This window comes from Salmonella sp. 32120201201600049SM, from assembly GCF_017572835.1.
Taxonomy (GTDB): domain Bacteria; phylum Pseudomonadota; class Gammaproteobacteria; order Enterobacterales; family Enterobacteriaceae; genus Salmonella; species Salmonella enterica.
This window is the reverse complement of sequence record NZ_JAGESA010000001.1, coordinates 338,450-363,228: the sequence shown is the minus strand read 5'-3', so window position 1 is coordinate 363,228 and position 24,779 is coordinate 338,450. Positions and strand designations below refer to the sequence as shown.

The following is a 24,779-nucleotide window of genomic DNA, read 5'->3' as shown; positions in this document are numbered from 1 at the left end:
TATTTTCAGTCTCTCACCTTTATCGTCAAGCACTGCTCTATACGCTATTACCCTCTTAACCTTCGCAGTGGCCTGAAGAAGCATACCAAAAGCATTTATGGTGTTTCGGTAGAATGCGCATAATCTATCTTCATCACCATACGTAACAAGGCTGCAACGGGTTCAAATAACGTTTCAGGAATTTTATCTCCGCGTTCCACTTCAAAAAATAATGAGCGGGCCAGCTCAACATTTTCAACAACGGGGATGCAGTTGCGTTCAGCGATGTTAACAATATAGTTAGCTTGAGCATCACTGCCTTTTTCCAGGACGCGTGGTATTGGCATATCGGTGGGATGATAGCCAAGACAAACCGCAATATGCGTTGGATTACGCACTACCGCAACAGATTGTTTAACAGATTGAGCTAAACTCCCACTTTGTATTTCACTCTGCATTTCCCGACGCCGCGTCTTCATTTGAGGGTCGCCCTCCAGATCTTTATGCTCCTGTTTTACGTCATCTTTACTCATTTTTAGATCTTTTCTAATCTTATAATATTGAAAAGAATAGTCCAGTATGCCAACGACGATATAAAAAACCATCACCCCTACCCATAACCATTTTATTAAAGAAGAAACCACAAGCACGCCACAGGCTAACCCACAGTACGGTAGCGCCCGAAAAGTACTGGCATAATAATAAAAGAAAAAGGCAAAGATAAGAGATAGCATGATAACTTTTAGGCTGGATTTACATAATTCTACTACGCTATGTAAAGAGAATATCTGCTTAAAATTACTTACCGGATTTATATGCTCGCTTTTAAAACCAATGGCCTTGCTGGCAATAACCACCCCCACCTGAAGAAACACGCTACCCACAGTAGCAACTATTACCCCAGCGCCCAGAAACAGCAGTGCAGAAGTCAGTGACTCTATTAAAGCATGACTCAATTGCGTTAATGCATAAGAAAATGGTTTATTTACTAATTGTAATGTGAAAGTTATTGACTCAATCAGTATCAAAATCATCTTTTCAGTAAAGAAATGAAAATACAAATAAAGCGCAATCAGCTGAAATAATGATGTTATTTCAATGCTTTTGACAACCTGCCCTTCCTTACGGCCATCACGTAATTTCTTTTCTGTAGGCTGTTCTGTTTTCTCGCTCATACAGATGGAAACCAGTCTTTTAGATAAATATAAAATTTATCGCTTTCAACCAAATAGTGATGAAGAGCATAAGGGAATGAGATCAGGAGCGTCAGTAGAACCAATATACTTTTGAGCGGCATTGAGAAGAAAAACACATTCAATTGTTGTGCCGACCGATTTAAAAGACCTAAAGCCAGATCGGCTAATACCATACATATTATGGCAGGAAGAGAGAAGCTGATACATAATTGATAAAGCGTTCTCCACTCTGCCTGGATATATTTTAAAAATTGCTGGTCAAATAATAAAGTACGCCCTGGTGGTAAATATTGATATGACTCATACAGAATGTTTAATATAAACTCCATGTCGCCGCTTATAAAGAAAATAACACACAAGAACTGGCTGAAAAGCAAGCCAAAAAGTGAGGTTTCAGCTTCTATTGTAGAATTGAATATCGTACCCATTGTCGCGCCACGTAAAGTATCAAGCAGAAACCCCGCCATATCAACGGCCCAAAAGGGAACCGCCGCACAAAACCCAATTAAAAAACCAATAATAACCTCTCCGGTGACTAACCCTAACCAACTGTAATCTTTACCAATATGCATCATAATCTTCTGCTGGTAAATGATTGGTAATATGGGAAAGGTAAGTGACATAAGCACGCCATTACGTAAAAGAGCGGCCCCTAAACTGCCACTTTTTAATAGGGGAAGTAATAAAGAAAGGCTTAATGGTCGAATAAAAGCCACAGCCAATGCAATAAGCCACTCATTTACCTGTTGTGCCATTCAACCATGCTCTCCAATTCGTAACATTATCTGCCGGGTATAATTCAACAGGATACCGCTAAGCCATGGGTAGCTGACCATTAAGGTTATTGCAATTGCCAATAATTTAATCATGAACTGTAGCGTTTGGTCCTGTATTTGAGTCAAGGCCTGAACAAGGCTTACGATGACACCAACTACCGATGCCACCAACACCACCGGCATAGACGTAAAAAGGACGATCCATAAAAGTTGCGTTACAAATTGCGTTAATTCAGAATCATTCATGAAAAGCTCTGTACCAATTGCGCCAGTGTCAGATCCCAACCGCCTGCCAGTAAAAATATTAGCAGCTTAAACGGTAATGAAATGGTCATTGGCGATACCATCATCATCCCCATAGCCAGCAGTATATTTGAAATAAGCAGGTCAATAGCCAGAAAGGGAAGATAAATAAGTAATCCAATCCGAAATGCCTGCGTTAACTGACTCACCGTAAATGCCGGAATTAATATTAGCAAAGAATCAGGTTTTATCTTTCTTTTTATGTCTTCAGGCCAGGTTCGTTTTATCAAATTCCGAAAATAATTGGCTTCCTTCTCTTCAGAGTTTTTTTGCAAAAACTGTCGATAAGGCGCTAATGCTTTACTGTCCCACTCAGACGTCCAGAAAGGAGCGCCAGCGACCTGAACCGGATGCCAGCGCTCTTTTACAGCTAATAGCGTCGGCCCCATAATGAATAAGGAAAGTACAAGCGCGAGGCCATACAGTGCGATATTGGGGGGAACTTGTTGAATACCCAGAGCATTTCGTAAAATCGAAAATACCACCGCCAGTTTAAGGAAAGAGGTTCCCATGACGATAATGAGAGGCAGTATTGAAAGCAGAAACAATATACCAATCAGTTGCAAAGGCGAATCGGGTAAAGACATACTGTATCTCTCATGACACGACCTGGAACGCTATTATATTGTTCGCATATTATTTTTCTTATCAGGTTTACGCTGTATTTTTGCAAAGATACCAACGTGTAATACGCACCATAAATTCATTGCCACAGGCAATCAACTCACCTTGCCCAATAATACGGTCATTTACTCTTATCGTCACCTCTGGCGCAAAACATCCACCTACAGGCAAAACGTCCCCCGTTTTAAGTTGTCGTAATTGTCCAATTTCCAGACTCGCACGTCCGATCTCAAAGAGCACCTGTTGTGGTATCTGCTCAAGTTCTACTGAAGATGTTCCGTCACTCTTTGACATTGGACTCCCTGACGCAAGTAGCGTTTCGATATCCTGGACTAATTCATCAAATTTCATCGTGTTATCCTCTGTCAGCAACACCCTCGCGTAGATCCCCCCAGGTAGTTGAATAGCAAAAAAACCGAGTCTGATGTCGCCAAAGCAATGAATCCGAACGCCCATGCCGATTTCGATAGACTCAAGTTCAATTAACGTAAGCTGGCACCAGCCTGAATATACAGGGACTACTACAGGAGGGGCAGGATAAATCTGTTGTCGCTCAGCAGAAAGCTCTCCGACTATATTGCGCAAAAAACCCGTTGGCCATGTAAAAATAATGCTATGGAACTCATGTTCTTCAACTGTCCATTTAATATGCAACGCTAGCTGATGTGGTAGATTACTGCAGGATGTTGGCGGTTCGTTCTGACAGAGGGTTGCATCACTGGCTTGCAATAACGGCGCCAGCCCCCATTCAGCTATTCCATATAGCAATTCAGGATCGATAGCCGATCGATTAGCGGTGCCAATTAACCCTTCACACCAGCGCTGCCAGCATTGTTCTGCAATCCACACCCTACCCAGCTCATTATGATAATTTATGGTAAATAATGTCCCTTGCTGTACTGGATATTGTTGCATACTCAATGTCAGCTCACCAATGGTAGCGCCTTGCGTTGGAAGTATCTCCACCCACGGACGCTCTTCATTCGCTATTCTTAACATAGAATATCTCCAGGGAAATTATATACCCCATATGCAGCAACTGAGACTCCAGCCACTGCTTTAGCGCTTTCATCGAACGGTAAATTTCATGATGAGGGACATTGATTCTTAACTGGATTAGCCCCCCTGATTCACATACTTCACACTCTACACCGTCAAGATAACCGCCACTAACACGATAACGTTGCGTGAAAACCACGTTCTTGTTCAATGCTACAGGAGGATTATTCTCACCAATGGGTAATGCCTGGTGCATGAGTTGTTCAAAGTCCATACGTTCCGCCTCCGCCTCGTTCTCATCCTGATAAGACTGGCATGGCAACCCAAGACTTCCCTCAACTTTGGTAATACGCATCGCTTAATACCATAGTAATTTTTTCTTTCTTTTTCATAAGCGCATTAAAATTCTTCTGTAATTCGCTTCGCCGGGAGACAAGCTGCTGATACTGATTCTCTAACTGCTGCCGTTGCGTCAAAAAGCTCTGCGCCTGAGTGAATAACCCGGCCATTTGTTGTTTCTTATCCAACAATAAATGACAAGATAACGTACCTTGCCAGCCCATTAATTCTTTCAGTCTGGTAGACACTGCTAAAGCGCGCGTCTGGCAAATCTGCTGTTCCGTAATAATCGCCTGTTGCTGCTGATCAAGTACGGTAAGTTTGCCGCGTAATTGCTTTTCACGCCGCGCGATTATCTCCAGCAAAGTTTCCATGATCACTCGGTGAGTATTTGGTGTAATTTTTCTATGAGTAGCTCGGGTCCGCATACTTCATCCTTACTTTGTCGCAAAAATGTGCAAATATCCGGATAGGTATCAATGGCTTTGTCAGTATCTGTATCAACTCCTCGCTGGTATTCCCCAATGCGTATTAATAGTTCAACCTCCTGGTAAAGCGCCAGGCACCGTCGCAATATCGCCGCCAGTTGACGATGCTCATGGCTGGTAACGACTGGAAAAACGCGGCTGAGCGTTGCCAACACGTCAATGGCAGGATAATGCCCCCTCTCTGCAAGCCGCCGGGATAGCACAATATGTCCATCAAGTAGTGAACGGACTTCATCCGCCAACGGCTCATTCATATCATCGCCTTCCACCAGTACCGTATAAAATGCGGTAATACTGCCTTTTTCCCCCATTCCTGTACGTTCTAAAAGTCGTGGCAATGCACTAAATACGCCTGGCGGATATTCTCCAGAAACCGCGGTCTCTCCGGCGGCCAGAGCGATTTCCCGTGCGGCCCTGGCATAACGCGTCAGTGAGTCGGCAAGCAAGACGACTCGCTTTCCATTATCGCGAAAAAATTCTGCTATCGTGGTGGCCACAAACAGCGCCCTCACGCGCTCTAAGGCGGGTCTGTCAGAGGTTGCGACAACAATGACACAACGTTTTCGGGTCTCTTCAGACAGTGTAAAATCGATGAACTCGCGGACTTCTCGTCCACGTTCACCAATTAACACCAGAACATTGCTGTCTGCGTCTGGCGCATTACACAGCATCGCCAGAAGCGTGCTTTTGCCCACGCCAGGAGCAGAAAAAATACCCACTCGTTGCCCTTCGCCACAGGTCGCAACGCTATCAATAGCGCGAATCCCCGTCATTAATGGTTGAGTGATAGGCTGTCGAACCATTGCGGGAGGAGGCATTGCATCATAGTCTTTCCAGCAGACGTCGGGCAGTTCGCGGCCATCAAGGGGACGACCAAAACCATCAATGACTCGCCCTAATAACGCTTCGCCCACAGGAACCTGATGGCGTCGCCTTAAGGCCATCACTTGCTGCCCGCAGTGAAGTCCGATAGTACTCGTAAAAGGAGATAGCAAAGCTTTACTGCCATTAATCCCCACGACTTCAGCAAGTTCTTCTCCAGGCTTTATACAGCACAACTCGCCCATAAATACCCCAGGCAACCACGCATTTAACAACGTTGCGCTGACATCCTGAATTCGGCCCCATCGACAATAACCATCGGGGGGCGGATATTTCAGCCTCAGACGTTGCATCAATTCATTCTTCATTGTCCGCCAACTCCTCTTCGCTAAGGTCAATACTTTCTACCACTTGTATAAGGCTCTCCTCTCCTAATTCCTGCCATGACAAAATCGGTACGTCGAACAAGGTGGCTTCTGTAATTTTTCGCAAGAAACGTCGGGTGTCGACAGAAGTGACAATGAATAATTTGGCTGACTGCTTCAGCGCCTGCTCGATAAGTTGCAGGATCTGCGTCTTATGACGAGACGACAGCGCAGTATAGGTCCCCATTGCCGTCTGGCGAATGGATTCACGCACGAGGTTCTCAATACCTTCGCCGATCCGCAAAATCGGCAGCGGTTTTCCTTCCGGATTAAGACGACGCAGAATATGACGGCGAAGCGCGATACGGACATATTCTGTCAACATCAGGACATCTTTTTCACGTGGCGCCCAGTCAATTAAGGTGCCGAAAATAAGACGTAAATCTCTAATAGAAACCCGCTCTGATACAAGCCGTTGCAAAGTTTCAGCGATTTTATTAATGGGTAACTGGCGCTGAAGCTCTTTCACCAGCTCAGAGTAGTTTTTTTCCATCGCATTCATTAGATAACGCGTTTCCTGAACACCAATAAACTCTCCCATATGCCGAAGCAGGACACATTTTAATAAGGCAGAGATACGTTGGCTGCCCGCGAAAACGTCCAGTCCAAAACCTTGCGCCTTATGGGCCATGTCTTTTGTAAGCCAACAGATCTGCCCCATCCCGTTCGGTAACGTCTGGCTGTCACCCACCACACTAGCGTCCGCGCCTATCAATAAATAATCCGCCTGAGCGGGAATAGATAAACTAAATACGGGTTCCTGATATAGCAGTACCGTCAATTTTTCGGTGGGTTCAGGCAAAACCTCAATATTCACCTCAGGGAGAGGGACGCCGGTATCCTCAAATAAAAACCATCTCATGGCGTCAATATCACGAATCAGGTCGGCAGAATGTAACGTCGGGGTAAGACGTAAGATTAGAGGACATGCGCCGGGAACCATACTATCTTTTTCCGGTGCTTCGACGCCATTTGCGGAAACCACAGACTTTTTGCGGCGAATGAGGATAATTGGCAATGCTAACAACGCTGAAAAGAAAGCGAGAGTGATAAAAGGAAAGCCAGGAATTAAAGCGAGGAGCATTAAAACCACAGCGGTTAATATGAGCGACTGAGGTTGTCTGGCAATTTGAGAACTCAACTCTGTCGCCAGGTTCTGGCGTTTCTCACCCGGGACACGGGTGACAATAATTCCCGCGCTAAGGGAAATCAGCAGCGATGGAATTTGCCCACATAAACCATCTCCGATTGACAGTACGCTATAAGTGTGAACAGCCTCACTCATCGACATATCATATTGTACGATAGCGATAATGATACCGCCGATAATGTTCACCAGAACAACAATAATACCGGCAATCGTATCGCCTTTAACAAATTTCATCGCACCGTCCATCGCACCGAGAAAGCGGCTTTCCTGCTGGACATGCTGTCTTAATGTACGGGCATGGTCTGCATCGATAACTCCGGCACGCAAATCGCCATCGATACTCATTTGTTTGCCTGGCATCCCATCAAGCGAGAAACGTGCGCTAACTTCCGCCACCCTCTCGATACCTTTTGTAATGACAATAAATTGCACGATAGTAATGATGGTAAATACGACCAACCCAACGGTGAGATTTCCTCCTACGACAAACTTACCGAAAGCATCCACAATATTACCGGCATTATGTTGTAACAGTACCAGCCGTGATGTGCTGATTGTGAGTGACAAACGATATAATGTAGTAATAAGTAATAAAGACGGAAATACCGATAAATCGAGAGGGTCACTAAGATAAATAGCAATTAAGAGCAGGATCACTGAAAACATAAGGTTGATAGTAATCAGGATATCAACCATCCAGGTCGGCAAAGGTAACAGCATCATCACAATAGCGATTAATAACACCGTCGCCAGAACCATATCCTGCCGACCCGCGCATACACTGAGCCACTGTTGCGCCCTGACTCCCTCACCTAACCATGAACGCATTGCGACTCCAGAAATTTTATTTGTCGATGATGTAATCGTAACCAGAGCTCGGCGGAGCTGGAAAGAGGTGGAGAACAACTCATTGCAAGCCCATCGCGCAACAAAAATAATCGTTGAGGAATACCCTGGAACGCTGCGGGTTTCCAGTTAGCCAACGCTTTAAAAAGCAGTTCTTCGTCTAAGAAGGTTTGCTTGAGTATCTGACATAAGTGAATACGACCGTTATGATAGTTTAGATAGGTTTCATATTGTCCTTGCCGCCAGAACATATTGGTCGCTAAAGGCCGTTCAGCTAATCCTGCTAATTGAATAAAAAGCTGAATATTACGTTCAGTAATGAGATCCCAATCCATCCTGACGCCTCATGATGAGCCAGAAAGCCAATTTACCTAAATATTGAAAGCCAGGTATCAGAATAAAACCTGATTTATCTTTACTTCACGAAGCGTTTCGAGAATTTGTTCACGTTGATCTTCGTCGTTAAAACAGTTATCGGGTATCAGCATAAACTGCGCATCAAGTTGTTGGAGTAACCGATTGAACATCTTCGATGAAGAAACTATAGCGGTAAGTCTATCAAGCAACCAATCACTGAAAAGCCAGCGCTCACAAATAATATCGAGTAGTAGCGGCAGTAATGTATTAGGCGGCAACTGGCAAATCCACTCCTCACGCTGGCACTCTTTTTCAAGGCCAAGGAATAACAGCAAACGACGCAAACGTACTAATGCTGCGGCCAAACGACTTTGCTCCGAGGGTTCGATGCATATGCTAAGTTCAAAGGCTATTGCTCTTAGCAAAATACGGACCCGTTCACAGCGATCCGGCCAGTCTGCCACGCGTCTGAACCACTGCGATAAGGGCATTTCATCGTTGTCTATCGCCTGTTGCATAAAACGCTTCAGCGAGGACAGCGTAGCGGTATCCACTTCGCCAAGTTCCAGTAAACTAAAAACGGCAAGTTCCCATCCCTCCTCCGCTGTAAGCGTATCCAGTTGCGATTGCAAATCGCGTTTTTTCTTTTTTGACAACCCGCCGGCAGTAAGCGCCATTGCAAGAGCGATAATTTGATACGCATTCTGTAAATCAGGATCACTATTCTCTTCGGTAAGCGGACGCAACGCTGCCCCATTATCCTCCTGTATTTGTTTTATCAAACGCAGCAAAGCCTGCTGCCTGCGCTCCAGTTTCTCAGCATCAGTGAATTTATTACTTTCGCGCAGTTTACCACTCAGCGCCATTCCTATTTCTTCCATCGTCTCATAGAGCGCTGCCCCCGTCGTTTCCTGTAACTCCTGGAGAGCTAACATTGAAGGCGAAATAACCTCTTGTTCCTCTATAACCTGGCCAGGGGTAAATGCTGTAGGGGGCGTCATTTTTATCTCATTAATTTTAATATTCATCGCTACCTCTTTTATCTTCACCATTACGTAACCATTTCAGTAACGCGTTGAAATGACGAGAAAGTGAAAACTCAACGGCATATCGTGTTGAGGAAAGTTCAGCCTGATCGGGAGAGAAACCAGGCTCGATAATCAACGTAAACCGCTTGCCAAAAGTTTCACGCATCAATGCCTCTTTTTCAGGATGAATACGCAAATAAAGCGCTCCCTCTTCCGCCATAGCCGTGGCCTGGCGTGCCAGACGATGGCACATAACACTGTCTACCGACTGTTGGTCGAACCAGGCCAACAGAACCTGTTCTATACTATTTTTAATATGATGCGCTGCGTGATCGACCAATGAACGAAATTGATTTTCATCTTCTTGTAAATGTTTTACATGCTGTTCCAGCCATTCCACTTCCATTTTTTCCAGCGTATTTTTACGCAAGCACGCTAGTTCTTGTTGCTGCTCAACTTTCTGTTCACGCTGATAACGATAGGCGTCTCGGATGATTTTTTCAGCCTTACGGTAAGCGGAGCTCACAATAGCATGTGAAACTCTCTTAGCTTGTTGCTCTTGCGCAAATAAAGTTAATTGTAATGTTATCCACTGTGACTCAATAATATTTCGAGCGGGTAGCTTATGGTTAATTTCCGTCAGAGGAAGTGAAGTAAAACTCATAGCAAATGCTCCATGAAGATAATCTCGGTAAGAGAAGTCTTCGGCCAAAGTATACGCTGCGGAGGGGGTAATAATACTAATAGCGCATGTAAAACCGCATCGTCATGCGCTTCCCGATTAAGAATGGCGGTACCGATCTGCAATGCAGTTTGTTGCATCACTTGCGGAGGAAGTAATTTGCCATCTCTTTGCCCCAACCAACCATATAGCTGCCAGATCTCATCCTCGCTAAACCACTGTAGAAGCAATTGCCGATACTCTGGTAGCATAAAATAGTCACTACACCTGAGTTTGAATAATCCCAGCCCAAAGGCAAATGCCGATATACGCGGCGCAAGACGAACCTGCCGTTTTTGCCTGTCATTTAAACAGGCTGGAATAACAGAGCTTCCTCTTAGTCTATTTAACGCTCTGTCAAGAAGACGATCCAACTCGGGCCGATCGCCATAACGCCAGCAGTTTGAAGGATGAAAACCCAGCTTATCCAGCCATTCCGGTACAGCGTAACGAGCAGGTTGCCAGAAATAACGATAAAGTTGCAACACCTCGGGATCAGGTCGGCTCAAAAACGGCGTCTCAGGCAAAAATAGCCGATCAGGATGCCCACTCCTAATAACAGTCCTGTCAACGATAACATCAACTGATAAGGGTATTTCATCAACCACTTCTCCACCTTCCCTTTATTGGCGTTGATCACGTCCATAATCCAGAATGTTTGTCTGGCGGGTACATCAGGTACCATTCTGAATTCAGCAGGCTGCATCAAGATACTAATCTTACTGTATTGCAACCCAGGGATTGACATCTCTATTAAATCTTTAATTTTTACCCGAAAGGCCTCCATATTGACCTGAGGTGAATATTTTATAAATACGGCAACTGAGCTCGGAGAAGCGTTACTTCCCTCATCATAAGTCGGTAGCGCAATGGTCACTTTTGCATTAATCACGCCCTCCATCTGACTCAGCATTCCTTCAATTCTTTGTTCTTTTAAAAAATTAATCTTCTGCTGTTCTTCCTGGGGTGATACCACTAACTGATTAGCCGGAAACATCTTATCCGCCGTTGTAAACTGCCTATGCGGATAACCGTTAAGTCTAAGTAGCTCAACCGCATTAATAAACTGCGACTGCTCGACACGTAAGGTTACACCATCCTCTTCCTGTTTTTTTTCCGCATCAATATGATGCTGCATAAGTAATGCCAGCATTTGATTCGCTTCATCTTCTGGCAATGAGCGATAAAGATCCACATCACATGCCGTAAGAAAGAACGTAAGGACAGTAAGAAATACTATACGATGAACCTTCATGCCATGTTATCCAGCTTATTAAGCGCTTGCGATGCTGCGCCTGATATTCTGGCAAGATAATCGACGCCTACCGTTAACTGCATATAATCCATTTGTCTGGTCAACATAACCTGCGGTAATAAAGCACTGGCGTTACTGGTGGATGCTTCATCTTTCAGCAATTGTTCAAAAAAATTAATTTGCTCCTGGCTCGGTTCTGCAGAGGACTTTACATAAGATTGAGTGCTTACAGGCACTACGCTCATATCAGAAATATTCAATTTTCAAACCCCTCATTTGGTGCAGGAAATAACAGACGCAGCGCCATAGCCTCTGGCAAATCTATATCCGATAAAATTTTCGCGGCTTTTAGCGGCTCATTTAAACCCGCCAACAATAATGCCAGACATACCAACTGTAATTTTTTATCCGGAACAATAACCGTTAGCGCTGGTAACATCGCATGTACCTGGGAAATCAGGCTATGGTTAACGCCCGCAAACATGATTTCCAGCAGCAACCGTCGAACATCGTCGCTAATAACTTCAGATTTTAGCAATGATTCCACTAAGCATATCCTTGATCATTTTGATCAGTGAACTTTCGTAATTAATAAATGTAGAATACTGCTGTAAGGCAAATTGCGCTTTAATCATCGATTCTGGGTTGAGCAAATCATTACCATTCATTTTGTCATTAATGGCCTGGCCTGCCTGGTGCGCCATGTGGGAGAGCATATCCACTAATTGTGCAATATCCATAATGCTTTTCCTTAAAATAAATACATCGTAAGGATACTGGCAACATAGCAAAATTTAGAAAGCAATGAACATCCGGTATATACCTGAAAACGATTACTCCGGCGCACGTTGTTCTGGCGTTACCTGAGCCAGCAAACGATATAATGGGCTGCTGACCTGCATACCGGTCATTGCCATCCCATCCATACCGAAGCGAGTAAAACTCATTAGTCCATAGGTAATATCATTAAGACGCTCTAATAAATGAGGCTGTAGTCCCAAACTACCACTCCAGTATGAATGAGTCATTACCGTCGCGGTTAAGGCTAATCTACCGCCCAGGGAGACGGCTTTAGCAATCGCCATACTTTTGCGTTGATTGGCGAAACAATTAGCAATATAAAAAACGGCATTGCCTATACTGTCGTGAGCCATAGGCAAATGATGTTTATGATGGTAGATAAGACAGGCGACATCCGCGATGGCAATAGCAAGGCCAATCCCTGCCAGGGCTACGAGCGGCGCGCCTCCACCACTTAGCACTGTTAATGCTATTCCAGCGGAACAGCATAAAATCTGTCCGCCCAAAATAACCGTTTGCCAACTAAAAATTTCTTTTGGAAAACACTCTATCACTCGTTTCGCAAGTCCGGCCAATACCCGCTCTTTTCCTTGTTGAGGTCCTATTCTACCACTCTCCATATTGGTTTCCGGATGTGGCAATGAAGGACATGGAGGTGATTCCTCAGGCGCGTTAACAGGACGTTGCCCTGCTACCTGAGCATTTGGGCTAACAGGTTTCATGGTTCTCCCCGAGATGTATGATCAGAACTGTCCATTAATGCAGGTGTAGTAGCAGATTGACAGAGCGCTGCCATTTGTTCCGCCAATAACACACTGGGATCGGCATGAAGTTCATCAACAGAATTTTCCTGATCGTCGCCAGAGGGGCGGGCAAGGCAATAATCCAGTACCGCACCTATCGCCATCAGGCTAACGGAGGTAATTACACTCCCCATGTCCAAAGAGGCCGCTATATTTTCAGCGGCGGGCAGTGGAAACTGTAGGGATAAAACCAACATAGAAATAGCGATTCCTGAACGTATTAATAAAGAAAGACAATTAGCAAGGGTGTTAGCGCAGTTAAGACTTGCCCCACATTTTAAGGCCAGCGCACTGACCACAAGAGCAACGCTATCACTGGCGGTTTGTAACGGCTCCTTTTGCTGACATATCAATTGATAATTATGATACGCACAGCAAGCATCCCCAATAGCAATCACGAGCGCCGCCCCCGCAAGAATAGCAATGGGTAATCCTGCCCCGCCAGAAATTACCGCTGCAGCGACCGATAATCCAAACACGACTGTCGCACCCAGCGCACGAATCGTGTATTGCATAAAATGTATCGCATAATCCCTCTGCTGCCTTATTTGTTCAGGCGTAAGCACCACAGGAACTGTAGGGGTGCCAGGGGCTGGAATTTCAGGGGGAGGAAACGATACCTCCTTCGCTTGTATATCGGAAGGAGGACTATTACCATCGACTATATTACTTGCCGCTGACGGAATATGAATTTTCATATTTCGTTCTGTTATTTAAGCAATAAGAGTATCAACCATTATTTGCGCATTCTGGCGAATCTCACTCCATGAGGCATCCGCATAACTCATCTTTATTGCGGTTTGAAAAGCCTCTCTCGCCAACCCGGGTTCCCCCATCATTTTGAGACAGACGCCCGTTTGGTAAACCGGTTCTGGATGGCTGGCATCCAGCATCAAGGCATGTCCATAGAAATTAATGGCCGTCGTGTATTCTTTAAGCATCATCCAGGTGCCAGCCAATGCAATATGGGCACGCCAACTCCATGGCTGGGCCATCACCAGCCAACTAAAATCGATTACGGCGCGCGAATAATCCCCCTCCTGCCATGAGGCGTAACCACTGGCATAAACGGTTTCCGGATCAACGGATAATAGCTGTTTCAGAATGTCTTCGGGTATTTTATTTTTCTGATCTTCTTTCATCATCATACCTATTGATTGTTATTTTCACGTGATAATGATTTACGTCAGGAAGGTCATTTAAAAACGTCGCTGGATAAGATGCTCGGCGGATAAAACTGTCCAGTTATCGCCATCAAGCTGTGTAAAGGTCGCTCCCATTACTGTCAGGATGCGCAATAATTTCCTGCGTAGCATGGCTTTTTTTTCATCCAGAACGTCGGTGATTATCAACATCTTTAAACATGTTAACTGCGGGTGATGCACAAATATCCCGCGTAAAAGTCCCAGTAAGTGAAACAATTGCTGTGGTCGAGGTTGCCCGGGCGTCAGGCGCCTGAACTCACAAATAATCATTTCTTTTGCCTCAATACGATAGATCACCAGGTAAGGCGATAATATAAACTGCTGCCCAAGTAATATGGCGGTCTCCCCTAAATATGCAGGCTCAGTAAACACCTGATGCCGACGCAACCATTGCTCTATTTCTTGCACCATGTTTACCTCGTTAATGCCCGGAGTATTTCAGCAAGAACCGTGACCAGTGACGACCCCACGCCGATGATTTGCTGCATAATTTCAGTTGCTTTCTCCATAATTTCCGTCAGGGATTTATTATAAGATTGGGCCCCATTTTGTTGCAGGTCGGCAATCGCTTTATCTTGATCACTTTGACGTTGCGCTACACCAGCCCCCAGGCCCATGACGCCCCCAGCTGTGTGGCCTACGGCTTGACCCGCTATAAGACCGGTTTCCCCGCCTACGGCCCCTAATCCTATCGTCAGTACACCCGACAACATTGCGCCACCCGCAGTAATCATTGATGCTCTAAACGCTTCATCAATTGTTTTCATTTGCGTCTGTAAAACATTGACTTGCAGTTCCCAGGCCAGCCGTTGTTTTTCTACGTTATAGCTGCGCATGATATCGCGCAGCTTTTTGGCAAGCTCCATTAGCTTCATCCAGATATCATCAAATAACAGAAGCATTGATTCAGTACCCATTCCCTCCCCGGAGGGAGATGGAGTGGAAGAAGGTGTTAACAAGGAAGGCGCTGGTAATACCAGTGCTACGTTACTCGCTTCCATATTTTTATCCTCAGATTAAGCGCGATAGCCAGCTATTCTCGCCTGAACGCTACTATAGTGATCAATGGTATCTAATACATCTCTAAGCGCGGCACCGCTCCCCTTATAAAGCTCCTCTAAGCGTTTTTGTTCTATCTTTTTCTGGTTTTCTGTTTGTTGCATTATGAAATCCAGAAACCGTTGCTGAGTTATTAATTGCTCTATTTTCTTTTCGATCTTCGCTTTTTCTGTGTTAACCATGCCAGTATTCATCTGACTGGCGCCCTCGGTTGCACATCTGATAGCCTGTAAGCCTTTAAATGAACAATCCCTCAGTAAGGCATACAGGATTTTTTTGAACATATTGAAGAGAACTTTATTACGGAATTTTTTTAACAGGAACTTTCCACCTTCTTGCACACATTTTTCCAGGGCTTCTTTTGCCGCTTCTTTTGCCATGGCTTTCACCCCCTCTTTCGTAAAGCTTTTTCCCGCGCTTCGCGTCATATTATTTTCTACGTTACGAGAAAACTCGGCAGCCTCCTCTGCCATCTCATTCGCCATAGCCATTTCACGTTCAAGCGGCTCAAATTGTTTGGAAAAACTTTCGCTCACTTCTTCGCCAAACTTTTCAGCCAACTCCTCTATTTCTGCTTCCCCTGCACCTACCATACGCTCAACCACTTCCTCGCCAAAACCGGAGTCAAGCACTTTTGCAGCTGCGCCAGATAAACCTCTCGTCGCCATAAAAGCACGGCCAATCTGGAAAACATCCAGTGCCAGCGCGACGGCTTCACAACCAAATTGAATCTTACTTGTCACGTCAATAATTGCCTGACAGGTATCGTGGTCAGCACCGCACATCATTGCCGTTTCGGCTCCGGCTTTAACCATTCCTGCACAACCTGCGGCTATATAAGCTACGCCGCTAGCCATTTCTGCGGAATTACCGGACAGAAAACCCTCCACAACTTTTAAGGCGCCAATCACAGTTTCAAATATGCCGGTAATCCAGTCAAAAATAGCGCCAAAAATGCCCGCTTTACGCGCTTTATCCTCCTGCTCTATCGCTTTCTGGATCTGCTCCTGATACTCCTTTACCTGCTTATCACGTAATGCATTTTGCACCTCAGTTGCCCGCTCAAGCTGTTGGCATAACGATTGAGCGTTATTACCAAAAACGCTGAGTATTAATGTCGTCATCAACATTGATAAAACCGCGGGATTGGTCTGCAAAAAGTCAGGCAATGATGGACGCTTATGATTTCCGGGTACGGCATCAAGCAGTTGCTTCAACGCATTGCTTGCCTCCTGAAGACTAATTTTCCCTGATAACAGGCACGCGGCGTTGCCATCGCCAAAAGTAGAATTCACACGATGCTGGCGCTTTCCCAGCGAACCCGAGGAAACGCAACTGACATTGCTTAAGTGATGATGTGTTAAGGCGGTTACTCCTGCGGCGCTGTCGCTATTACTGTGAATTCGATTCATTTTTAGCTCCTGTCAGAAAGTTGCTGTAATATCTTTTCTGCACGCTGTCGGAGAATTTGATGTTCACTGACCTCGCCGCAAATACGCACCACGGCCTTTAACGCTTTGATTGCATAACAGACGTTATCACACGCGAGATAGCATTCCGCTGCGGCCCATGGCGCCTGCGGCGCATCAATCTTAATTTGTGCCGCGCGTCCATAAGCGTATATCGCTTCCCCCCAATGTTTTTGAGCCTGGCAGCATTCCCCTAACCTAAACCAGTAGTCAAATGACCAGGCATCATATATCGTCAACAATTGAAAAAGTCGCGCTGCGCCGGCGAACTCTTTTACCTCCATAAGCTGCATGGCATAGCGATACAGAGTATTAAGCGGCTGTGTAACATCGTCATCCAACAACATACGCAGCGAGCCGCCACGCCGGAAAAACCGCATCGTGTCATGTGCCTGTTGTAGGGTCGGGTCTTTTTTCATGAGTACGTTTTCTGCGCTATCATACTGGAAATTTCCCCCCACTTACTGATAAGCCCTGTCAGTTGGGTAAGGACAGCGTTAAGCTCCTGAGACATTTTTTGAATTGTTATCTGCCCTTGACTCATAAGATCGGTATTCCGGTTGGCGTCATTATCCAAAGCCGCTTTGATCGCCTGTAGGCCACCTTTATCCAGCTTCCCATGATTGCCATATTTAGCCATATAATCATCAATGGTCATACCATCGATGAGAATACCATTATCACGCATGTATTTAATTACATCCTCAGGCACCTCCTCTTTGGTTTTAGCATCCCCTTTGGCTGCTTTAGCAATCACCTCATCCATCTCATTTGACTTTTCCTGGGTATTTCTGGCACGTTCAGCGTTCTTCTGGACTTCAATAAATTTATTATTTGCGATAGCCTGAATAACCATAAGGAGAATAAGCAAAACACCATACCCTTCGGCAAACGGATTTTGCTGGGATAAGTCATCCTGGCTCCCGGTATCAGCGTTGCTGACGCCGAAGCTATTTTTAAACACAATAGGGTTTTGACTTCCCCATAAGATGTTTCCTGAAGACATTATGCTTTACCTTTTTGTTTTTCCTGACGGTATCTCCACCGGGGCTTGAGCATTAAGTTGTTTCAGTCGTACTTCAAGTTGTTTAAACAAACTTACTATTTTCTTTAAATCCTTCTCGGCCTCCTGGTTAACCCCGGCAACGCCTTGTGGAAATAGGTTATGAAGAATACTCTCTGTCTCTCTGCTCTTTTTGGGGCTCTCTGCCCTTTCAGCAAGCTGTTGACTCACCTTAGCCCGGATTTGGTGAAATTTTTTAAGACAGTGATTTAGCTGCATGTAACTTTGCTCTAAATCACGATATTCACTAAACGCAGCCTTTTTCTTTATCATCATTCCCCTCCATATACACGATAGATAATTAACGTGCTAACTAAGAGCCTATCCCATTAGGGCTATTTTACTTGCCATTTTGGTCCTGGGCAGTGCTCGCCAAAACGCGTTAGCGTTTTGAACGCCGCTAGCGGCGGCCCGAAGGGCGAGCGTAGCGAGTCAAACCTCACGTGCTACGTGTACGCTGCGGTTTTTGCACGCTGTCCGTGTCCAGGCTGGCTGCGCCAATTAACGCCTGGTGGGATAGGCTCTAAGATATTTTTACTTTACTCTTGCTCACTCACTACAAGTGCGCTGTTATGGTAACGATAATAAATAATGTTGATGATATTTTCGGCCTGCTCGATCGCTTCAAGCAATAAGGTGTTTTGCTGATATTGCTGCGGATCCTTTAACTTACCGTTGTTCTCTTCTAACTGTTTCCGGGCAGCCCTTAATTGTAAAATTATGCCTTTGGCCTCTTCACGCGAATGAAGCAGCAAATCTTCTAACCGGGTCAGAGTTGTCATTTTCCACTCACTTAAAATCTAATGGATAGTTAATCAAAGTATCATGATGTTTAATCGTTACCACATCGGCACTCAGATGGACAATTTCTCCTCCATTGGGTAACAATGCCCCTACACGTAAACGCTCTTTATTCGTCAGTAATAAGTAATTACCATGGCGACTCTGTACAAAGCCAGCCACTGGCGCGGGCAGATACTTGCTTTCATCATGAGAAGGCGCAATATCCTGATAAATTAAAGAAAGAGCGGGGTCCTTTTTCTTTAATGCTGCTAACGTTTCTTGCAAAATGCGTTGATGAGATTCATCCAGTACACCACTGATAACAAAAGAGCGCCGCATTGGCGTAACATTGACAAGCCCCACTAAACCGTTCTCTATTATCGCAGAAATAATATCATCCCCCTGAGACTGATGAGAGTGACTAATCTGCCAGTGCAATAACCCGGGAATATCTGCAAGTAATGGTTGAACCTTACGCCATTGCTGATCCATTTGTATATCATCATGAATTAACACGCTCCCCGGCCCTTCGCTGGATACTTCAGCATGCGGGTAACCCATTTTTATCAAAACATCCTGCACCTCTCGTATCAATAAGTCATCACAGATTACACCATCCCGATACATGACCCCCCATGATTCGAGAGTCGCTCTCACCTTTTGCATCTGTTCGCTTGACGAGCAATAACCGGACAACTGCAGGCTTCCATCTTCTTTCCATTGCGCCCGCACATAATGAATATTGCTTTTGTCTAATAAAAACTTAACCCGCAAAGGTAAGTCATTTACCGTTTCAGGCTGACCACTAATACTTAACAGGACACCCATTCCACCGATGAAAATCAAGAATACGCCAGCCAACCACCAGTACCCTGATCTGGAAACGGGTATTTGATAATCAGCAAGTTCACAATCCTGTTTACCAAACGCGATAGCCACTCCCGCAACCTGCAAAACCCCACTGGATGGTAGCGGCTTATTTGGATTAAATCTGCGACCATTAACTCTAACTCTGGCTTTCCCGGCATCAACAAATAAACTATCTGCCTGTTCTCTCAGAATAATTTTTTCATTTATAGCCAGCGGAATACAAATATCGCATCCCTTCTCCCCCAGTGACAGGTTACCTTCATTCAGCCATACTTCCCGGCCTTGTAAAACGTGACCTAAAAAACGTATTTTCCAGGAACTCTTTGGATTAACCATGAGATATGCCATTATTTACTACTGAGGCTTTAATCAAAAAAAGCCTGATTACACTATGTACTTGAGTCGTATCATTGCGAAACAAATGACCTACAACAGGAATATCGCCCAATAAAGGGATTTTGTTTTGCGAGTGGATTTGTTTACCTTGTTTAAACCCTCCCAGCAATAGACTTTGTCCGGCCAATAATGTGGCCTGCGAAGCAATTTCAGAATTTTGCACTTCGGGCAGCGGGTCTGTTTCGCTTTGCGTATCACTTTGTTGTCCATCCTGAATATTAAGATTAAGCATTATTTTTTGCGTGCCATTGTCATTTAACAAGCGAGGTGTAACGCGTAACAAAGAACCCGTAGTGATGGATTCAAGTTTAGCCACTTTTTCTCCCTGCAGTTTGGTATAGAAAGTAATATTTTTATCTAGCACAGCCTGGATATTATTTAAAGTCACCACAGATGGCTGGGAAAGTACATAAGCCTGAGAGCTTTTTTCCAGGGCATTCAAACGCACCATAAAGTTTGAGGTATCGCTGATTACCGTTGAAAAACCACTAGCACCACCGTCATTCAAACCTGTATTGAACGCAATTTTCTTGCCACCCAGCGACACTGCCGTTCCCCAGTCGATGCCTAACTGGTTAATATCTCCAGCATTAACATCGATAATTTTCACCGAAATCTCTATCATCTGCTGGCGTTGATCTAATTCTGTGATGAGTTTCCGATACCCGGCCATATTGGCCGCATAATCACGAACGATCACTGCATTCTGGCGTGGGTCGGCAGCAAACATGGGCAATGCCTGTGTAGCGGGTGAACCATTGGTCGTCGATGACGCCGGTACGCTGGTTTTACTCATCTCACGCAATACACTCACGACCCCTGGAACCACGACGGACTGATCGCGATATTGGTATTGGGTATCCATCGCAGTGGCATACTTAAGCGTGTATATACTTACACTCACCGCACTGTCTTTTCGTTTGATTAACGCATTATCCAGCACTGAAGCTAATTGACTAATACGAGTCAGACAGCTGGGAACACCGCTCACCTCCACAGCTCTGGTACCGGTAATTTCTTTAACCTCGCATCCCGGTGATGAAAGGATATTCTGGCTGCGTAAGTAATGAATGAACCGTCCAGTAGATAAAATATTGAAAGTGATAACCTGATGTTTTAATAACGATGCAGGATATACATATAACATGCTGCCATCAAACCAGGTTAGCAAATCATATTGTGCTGCCAGGTTATTCAAAATATCGACCGGTGGTCCAGGCGGAATTTTTCCACTAAATGTAGCTGTTATCAATGGGCTAATAGTAATAGCCGTATCATAGTTCTCTGAGAGCAGATGTAAAACCTCTGCTAATGGCATTTGTCTGGCATAAAGGGTGAAGTCATTACCTTTCCATGATAACTCATCACTCTTTGCTGTATTGAGTATAAATAGTAAAATTAAGATTAAACGTTTATTTACTACCATTTTATACCCCACCCGAATAAAGTTTATGGTGATTGCGTATTACATTTTTTAAAATGCAAGTTAAAGCCAGGTGTTTTTCTATCTCAATAGCAATAAGCTCAGAGCTACTACTTGTGGTATAATAACCGTTTAACCATCCCCCATCCGCTGTGAGCTGTATAGCATAATCATGGACGTCCGGGTGTGCTGCAAGCAGTAGTGTCACATAGGCAAGACAAGGCTTAGGTAAGCTTTCCAGGTCATTTAAGAACAAAGAAATAGAAAATGCTTCTGAGAAAATTTCTCCTCTGGCAGGATGCCCATCAATAGTCATTATCCAGGATCGGCTATTACCTTCGGCCTTGATATCCTGAATTAATGGAATGCCTTTTAAAACTGCCAGCATGAATCCCTCCTCAGACATAAATGGGAGTTTCTATCAAATTCGCTCACAACCACATCCGTAAAAAGCCTGATTCACATTTATTTCGACTATACTCTTCTTGTACAATATCAGGATGCTGTCTACATATACCTTGTCACAGGCGATTCTATCATTCGGATTTTCCGATAAATTCACAATTACACTTTCAGCATTGACATAAAAAATTACAATTTGAAAAATTATTTATTAAATAAACTGTTACGATGTTTTTACATCGCCATCTTATTAAAAAGTAATTGTAGTCATCGACTGGGTTATATATGAAGAAATTTATCTTCCTAATGATAACACCATCGATTAATCTTCTGATGAAACTATATGTACTGCGATAGTGATCAAGTGCCAAAGATTTTGCAACAGGCAACTGGAGGGAAGCATTATGAATTTGCTCAATCTCAAGAATACGCTGCAAACATCTTTAGTAATCAGGCTAACTTTTTTATTTTTATTAACAACAATAATTATTTGGCTGCTATCTGTGCTTACCGCAGCTTATATATCAATGGTTCAGAAACGGCAGCATATAATAGAGGATTTATCCGTTCTATCCGAGATGAATATTGTACTAAGCAATCAACGGTTTGAAGAAGCTGAACGTGACGCTAAAAATTTAATGTATCAATGCTCATTAGCGACTGAGATTCATCATAACGATATTTTCCCTGAGGTGAGCCGGCATCTATCTGTCGGTCCTTCAAATTGCACGCCGACGCTAAACGGAGAGAAGCACCGTCTCTTTCTGCAGTCCTCTGATATCGATGAAAAAAGCTTTCGTCGCGATAGTTTTATTCTTAATCATAAAAATGAGATTTCGTTATTATCTACTGATAACCCTTCAGATTATTCAACTCTACAGCCTTTAACACGAAAAAGCTTTCCTTTATACCCAACCCATGCCGGGTTTTACTGGAGTGAACCAGAATACATAAACGGCAAAGGATGGCACGCTTCCGTTGCGGTTGCCGATCAGCAAGGCGTATTTTTTGGGGTGACGGTTAAACTTCCCGATCTCATTACTAAGAGCCACCTACCATTAGATGATAGTATTCGAGTATGGCTGGATCAAAACAACCACTTATTGCCGTTTTCATACATCCCGCAAAAAATACGTACACAGTTAGAGAATGTAACGCTGCATGATGGATGGCAGCAAATTCCCGGATTTCTGATATTACGCACAACCTTGCATGGCCCCGGATGGAGTCTGGTTACGCTGTACCCATACGGTAATCTACATAATCGCATCTTAAAAATTATCCTTCAACAAATCCCCTTTACATTAACAGCATTGGTGTTGATGACGTCGGCTTTTTGCTGGTTACTACATCGCTCACTGGCCAAACCGTTATGGCGTTTTGTCGATGTCATTAATAAAACCGCAACTGCACCGCTGAGCACACGTTTACCAGAACAACGACTGGATGAATTAGATAGTATTGCCGGTGCTTTTAACCAACTGCTTGATACTCTACAAGTCCAATACGACAATCTGGAAAACAAAGTCGCAGAGCGCACCCAGGCGCTAAATGAAGCAAAAAAACGCGCTGAGCAAGCTAACAAACGTAAAAGCATTCATCTTACGGTAATAAGTCATGAGTTACGTACTCCGATGAATGGCGTACTTGGTGCGATTGAATTATTACAAACCACCCCTTTAAACATAGAGCAGCAAGGATTAGCTGATACCGCCAGGAATTGTACACTGTCTTTGTTAGCTATTATTAATAATCTGCTGGATTTTTCACGCATCGAGTCTGGTCATTTCACATTACATATGGAAGAAACAGCGTTACTGCCGTTACTGGACCAGGCAATGCAAACCATCCAGGGGCCGGCGCAAAGCAAAAAACTGTCATTACGTACTTTTGTCGGTCAACATGTCCCCCTCTATTTTCATACCGACAGTATCCGTTTACGGCAAATTTTGGTTAATTTACTCGGGAACGCGGTAAAATTTACCGAAACCGGAGGGATACGTCTGACGGTCAAGCGTCATGAGGAACAATTAATATTTCTGGTTAGCGATAGCGGTAAAGGGATTGAAATACAGCAGCAGTCTCAAATCTTTACTGCTTTTTATCAAGCAGACACAAATTCGCAAGGTACAGGAATTGGACTGACTATTGCGTCAAGCCTGGCTAAAATGATGGGCGGTAATCTGACACTAAAAAGTGTCCCCGGGGTTGGAACCTGTGTCTCGCTAGTATTACCCTTACAAGAATACCAGCCGCCTCAACCAATTAAAGGGACGCTGTCAGCGCCGTTCTGCCTGCATCGGCAACTGGCTTGCTGGGGAATACGCGGTGAACCACCCCACCAGCAAAATGCGCTTCTCAACGCAGAGCTTTTGTATTTCCCCGGAAAACTCTACGACCTGGCGCAACAGTTAATATTGTGTACACCAAATATGCCAGTAATAAATAATTTGTTACCCCCCTGGCAGTTGCAGATTCTTTTGGTTGATGATGCCGATATTAATCGGGATATCATCGGCAAAATGCTTGTCAGCCTGGGACAACACGTCACTGTTGCCGCCAGTAGTAACGAGGCTCTGACTTTATCACAACAGCAGCGATTCGATTTAGTACTGATTGACATTAGAATGCCAGAAATAGATGGTATTGAATGTGTACAATTATGGCACGATGAGCCGAATAATTTAGATCCTGACTGCATGTTTGTGGCGCTATCCGCTAGCGTAGCGACAGAAGATATTCATCGTTGTAAAAAAAATGGGATTCATCATTACATTACCAAACCAGTGACATTGGCTACCTTAGCTCGCTATATCAGTATTGCCGCAGAATATCAACTTTTGCGAAATATAGAGCTACAGGAGCAGGATCCGAGTCGCTGCTCAGCGTTACTGGCGACAGATGATATGGTCATTAATAGCAAGATTTTCCAATCACTGGACCTCTTGCTGGCTGATATTGAAAATGCCGTATCGGCTGGACAAAAAATCGATCAGTTAATTCACACATTAAAAGGCTGTTTAGGTCAAATAGGGCAGACTGAATTGGTATGCTATGTCATAGACATTGAGAATCGCGTAAAAATGGGGAAAATCATCGCGCTGGAGGAACTAACCGACTTACGCCAGAAAATACGTATGATCTTCAAAAACTACACCATTACTTAATATTATCTTAATTTTCGCGAGGGCAGCAAA

The 24,779-nt window shown here is 44.3% G+C and carries 31 protein-coding genes; 1 reads left to right on the top strand and 30 read right to left on the bottom strand.

From position 1 onward, the window contains the following. Positions 1-95: 95 nt before the first annotated feature. The 30 genes from ssaU to spiC all read right to left on the bottom strand — a co-directional run bounded on the left by ssaU (position 96) and on the right by spiC (position 21,586). A complete protein-coding gene (ssaU, locus tag J4650_RS01840) occupies positions 96-1,154 on the bottom strand; it encodes an SPI-2 type III secretion system apparatus protein SsaU (protein WP_001291716.1) in 1,059 nt (352 codons plus the stop codon). Further along, the gene (gene ssaT, locus J4650_RS01835; RefSeq protein WP_023993762.1) at positions 1,151-1,930 is read right to left on the bottom strand and encodes an SPI-2 type III secretion system apparatus protein SsaT; all 780 of its coding nucleotides are present in this window, start codon (positions 1,928-1,930) and stop codon (positions 1,151-1,153) included. The genes ssaU and ssaT overlap by 4 nt, the downstream gene beginning before the upstream one ends. After that, a complete protein-coding gene (ssas, locus tag J4650_RS01830) occupies positions 1,931-2,197 on the bottom strand; it encodes an SPI-2 type III secretion system apparatus protein SsaS (RefSeq protein ID WP_000999982.1) in 267 nt (88 codons plus the stop codon). It lies immediately after the preceding gene. Further along, complete coding sequence (ssaR, locus tag J4650_RS01825) at positions 2,194-2,841, bottom strand: SPI-2 type III secretion system export apparatus protein SsaR (RefSeq protein ID WP_000056367.1); 648 nt, start codon at positions 2,839-2,841, stop codon at positions 2,194-2,196. The genes ssas and ssaR overlap by 4 nt, the downstream gene beginning before the upstream one ends. 67 nt (positions 2,842-2,908) lie before the next feature. Further along, complete coding sequence (ssaQ, locus tag J4650_RS01820) at positions 2,909-3,877, bottom strand: SPI-2 type III secretion system cytoplasmic ring protein SsaQ (protein ID WP_000944191.1); 969 nt, start codon at positions 3,875-3,877, stop codon at positions 2,909-2,911. Beyond that, positions 3,858-4,232 (bottom strand): SPI-2 type III secretion system apparatus protein SsaP, encoded by a 375-nt coding sequence (gene ssaP, locus J4650_RS01815; protein WP_001223313.1) that lies wholly within the window; start codon positions 4,230-4,232, stop codon positions 3,858-3,860. The genes ssaQ and ssaP overlap by 20 nt, the downstream gene beginning before the upstream one ends. Further along, positions 4,213-4,590, bottom strand: a complete 378-nt coding sequence (gene ssaO / locus J4650_RS01810; protein ID WP_000449089.1) for an SPI-2 type III secretion system apparatus protein SsaO — start codon at positions 4,588-4,590, stop codon at positions 4,213-4,215. Before ssaO ends, ssaP begins: the two co-directional genes overlap by 20 nt. Before the next feature lie 2 nt (positions 4,591-4,592). Then, positions 4,593-5,894, bottom strand: a complete 1,302-nt coding sequence (gene ssaN / locus J4650_RS01805) for a SctN family type III secretion system ATPase SsaN (RefSeq protein ID WP_000787213.1) — start codon at positions 5,892-5,894, stop codon at positions 4,593-4,595. After that, the gene (gene ssaV, locus J4650_RS01800; protein WP_001258233.1) at positions 5,884-7,929 is read right to left on the bottom strand and encodes an SPI-2 type III secretion system apparatus protein SsaV; all 2,046 of its coding nucleotides are present in this window, start codon (positions 7,927-7,929) and stop codon (positions 5,884-5,886) included. The genes ssaN and ssaV overlap by 11 nt, the downstream gene beginning before the upstream one ends. Continuing rightward, positions 7,914-8,282, bottom strand: a complete 369-nt coding sequence (gene ssaM / locus J4650_RS01795) for an SPI-2 type III secretion system apparatus protein SsaM (protein WP_000383702.1) — start codon at positions 8,280-8,282, stop codon at positions 7,914-7,916. Before ssaM ends, ssaV begins: the two co-directional genes overlap by 16 nt. A gap of 57 nt (positions 8,283-8,339) precedes the next feature. Then, positions 8,340-9,356 carry an SPI-2 type III secretion system apparatus protein SsaL gene (gene ssaL, locus J4650_RS01790; protein WP_000238880.1) on the bottom strand — a complete coding sequence of 339 codons (1,017 nt, stop codon included), beginning with the start codon at positions 9,354-9,356 and terminating at the stop codon, positions 8,340-8,342. After that, the gene (ssaK, locus tag J4650_RS01785) at positions 9,322-9,996 is read right to left on the bottom strand and encodes an SPI-2 type III secretion system apparatus protein SsaK (RefSeq protein WP_000011203.1); all 675 of its coding nucleotides are present in this window, start codon (positions 9,994-9,996) and stop codon (positions 9,322-9,324) included. Before ssaK ends, ssaL begins: the two co-directional genes overlap by 35 nt. Then, positions 9,993-10,541: a type III secretion system domain-containing protein gene (locus J4650_RS01780; RefSeq protein ID WP_001531605.1), complete on the bottom strand. Its 549-nt coding sequence runs from the start codon at positions 10,539-10,541 to the stop codon at positions 9,993-9,995. Before J4650_RS01780 ends, ssaK begins: the two co-directional genes overlap by 4 nt. A gap of 17 nt (positions 10,542-10,558) precedes the next feature. Beyond that, on the bottom strand, positions 10,559-11,308 hold the full coding sequence (ssaJ, locus tag J4650_RS01775) for an SPI-2 type III secretion system apparatus lipoprotein SsaJ (protein WP_000862878.1): 750 nt from the start codon (positions 11,306-11,308) through the stop codon (positions 10,559-10,561). Next, the gene (gene ssaI / locus J4650_RS01770; RefSeq protein WP_001574409.1) at positions 11,305-11,553 is read right to left on the bottom strand and encodes a SctI family type III secretion system inner rod subunit SsaI; all 249 of its coding nucleotides are present in this window, start codon (positions 11,551-11,553) and stop codon (positions 11,305-11,307) included. Before ssaI ends, ssaJ begins: the two co-directional genes overlap by 4 nt. Positions 11,554-11,564: 11 nt before the next feature. Next, on the bottom strand, positions 11,565-11,855 hold the full coding sequence (locus J4650_RS01765) for an EscG/YscG/SsaH family type III secretion system needle protein co-chaperone (protein WP_000444713.1): 291 nt from the start codon (positions 11,853-11,855) through the stop codon (positions 11,565-11,567). Beyond that, positions 11,833-12,048, bottom strand: coding sequence for a type III secretion system needle filament protein SsaG (gene ssaG / locus J4650_RS01760; RefSeq protein ID WP_000350226.1), 216 nt, complete (start codon positions 12,046-12,048; stop codon positions 11,833-11,835). The genes J4650_RS01765 and ssaG overlap by 23 nt, the downstream gene beginning before the upstream one ends. 93 nt (positions 12,049-12,141) lie before the next feature. Further along, positions 12,142-12,831 carry a pathogenicity island 2 effector protein SseG gene (gene sseG / locus J4650_RS01755; RefSeq protein WP_000805836.1) on the bottom strand — a complete coding sequence of 230 codons (690 nt, stop codon included), beginning with the start codon at positions 12,829-12,831 and terminating at the stop codon, positions 12,142-12,144. Then, on the bottom strand, positions 12,828-13,610 hold the full coding sequence (sseF, locus tag J4650_RS01750; protein WP_000690722.1) for a type III secretion systems effector SseF: 783 nt from the start codon (positions 13,608-13,610) through the stop codon (positions 12,828-12,830). The genes sseG and sseF overlap by 4 nt, the downstream gene beginning before the upstream one ends. A 15-nt stretch (positions 13,611-13,625) precedes the next feature. Then, positions 13,626-14,060, bottom strand: a complete 435-nt coding sequence (gene sscB, locus J4650_RS01745; protein ID WP_000979963.1) for a SycD/LcrH family type III secretion system chaperone SscB — start codon at positions 14,058-14,060, stop codon at positions 13,626-13,628. 51 nt (positions 14,061-14,111) lie between these two features. Then, positions 14,112-14,528, bottom strand: a complete 417-nt coding sequence (gene sseE / locus J4650_RS01740) for an LcrR family type III secretion system chaperone SseE (RefSeq protein ID WP_000249606.1) — start codon at positions 14,526-14,528, stop codon at positions 14,112-14,114. 2 nt (positions 14,529-14,530) lie between these two features. After that, complete coding sequence (gene sseD / locus J4650_RS01735) at positions 14,531-15,118, bottom strand: SPI-2 type III secretion system translocon protein SseD (protein WP_000388323.1); 588 nt, start codon at positions 15,116-15,118, stop codon at positions 14,531-14,533. Between the two features lie 15 nt (positions 15,119-15,133). Beyond that, complete coding sequence (sseC, locus tag J4650_RS01730; protein ID WP_017466108.1) at positions 15,134-16,588, bottom strand: SPI-2 type III secretion system translocon protein SseC; 1,455 nt, start codon at positions 16,586-16,588, stop codon at positions 15,134-15,136. A 2-nt stretch (positions 16,589-16,590) separates the two neighbouring features. After that, positions 16,591-17,064 carry a SycD/LcrH family type III secretion system chaperone SscA gene (gene sscA / locus J4650_RS01725; RefSeq protein ID WP_000711024.1) on the bottom strand — a complete coding sequence of 158 codons (474 nt, stop codon included), beginning with the start codon at positions 17,062-17,064 and terminating at the stop codon, positions 16,591-16,593. Further along, positions 17,061-17,651, bottom strand: a complete 591-nt coding sequence (gene sseB, locus J4650_RS01720) for an SPI-2 type III secretion system translocon protein SseB (protein WP_124234952.1) — start codon at positions 17,649-17,651, stop codon at positions 17,061-17,063. The genes sscA and sseB overlap by 4 nt, the downstream gene beginning before the upstream one ends. Before the next feature lie 6 nt (positions 17,652-17,657). Beyond that, positions 17,658-17,984, bottom strand: coding sequence for an SPI-2 type III secretion system chaperone SseA (gene sseA / locus J4650_RS01715; RefSeq protein WP_000972855.1), 327 nt, complete (start codon positions 17,982-17,984; stop codon positions 17,658-17,660). Between the two features lie 263 nt (positions 17,985-18,247). After that, positions 18,248-18,490, bottom strand: a complete 243-nt coding sequence (gene ssaE, locus J4650_RS01710) for a YscE family type III secretion system co-chaperone SsaE (protein ID WP_000210201.1) — start codon at positions 18,488-18,490, stop codon at positions 18,248-18,250. A gap of 7 nt (positions 18,491-18,497) precedes the next feature. Further along, positions 18,498-19,709 (bottom strand): SctD family type III secretion system inner membrane ring subunit SsaD, encoded by a 1,212-nt coding sequence (gene ssaD / locus J4650_RS01705; RefSeq protein WP_000323783.1) that lies wholly within the window; start codon positions 19,707-19,709, stop codon positions 18,498-18,500. Next, the gene (gene spiA / locus J4650_RS01700; protein ID WP_000261287.1) at positions 19,690-21,183 is read right to left on the bottom strand and encodes an SPI-2 type III secretion system protein SpiA; all 1,494 of its coding nucleotides are present in this window, start codon (positions 21,181-21,183) and stop codon (positions 19,690-19,692) included. The genes ssaD and spiA overlap by 20 nt, the downstream gene beginning before the upstream one ends. A gap of 1 nt (position 21,184) precedes the next feature. Further along, positions 21,185-21,586 carry an SPI-2 type III secretion system protein SpiC gene (gene spiC / locus J4650_RS01695; RefSeq protein WP_001562740.1) on the bottom strand — a complete coding sequence of 134 codons (402 nt, stop codon included), beginning with the start codon at positions 21,584-21,586 and terminating at the stop codon, positions 21,185-21,187. A gap of 400 nt (positions 21,587-21,986) precedes the next feature. Between spiC and J4650_RS01690 the strand changes: the two genes are divergently transcribed. Further along, positions 21,987-24,749, top strand: a complete 2,763-nt coding sequence (locus tag J4650_RS01690; RefSeq protein ID WP_023993761.1) for a two component system sensor kinase — start codon at positions 21,987-21,989, stop codon at positions 24,747-24,749. The last annotated feature ends 30 nt before the right edge of the window (positions 24,750-24,779 follow it).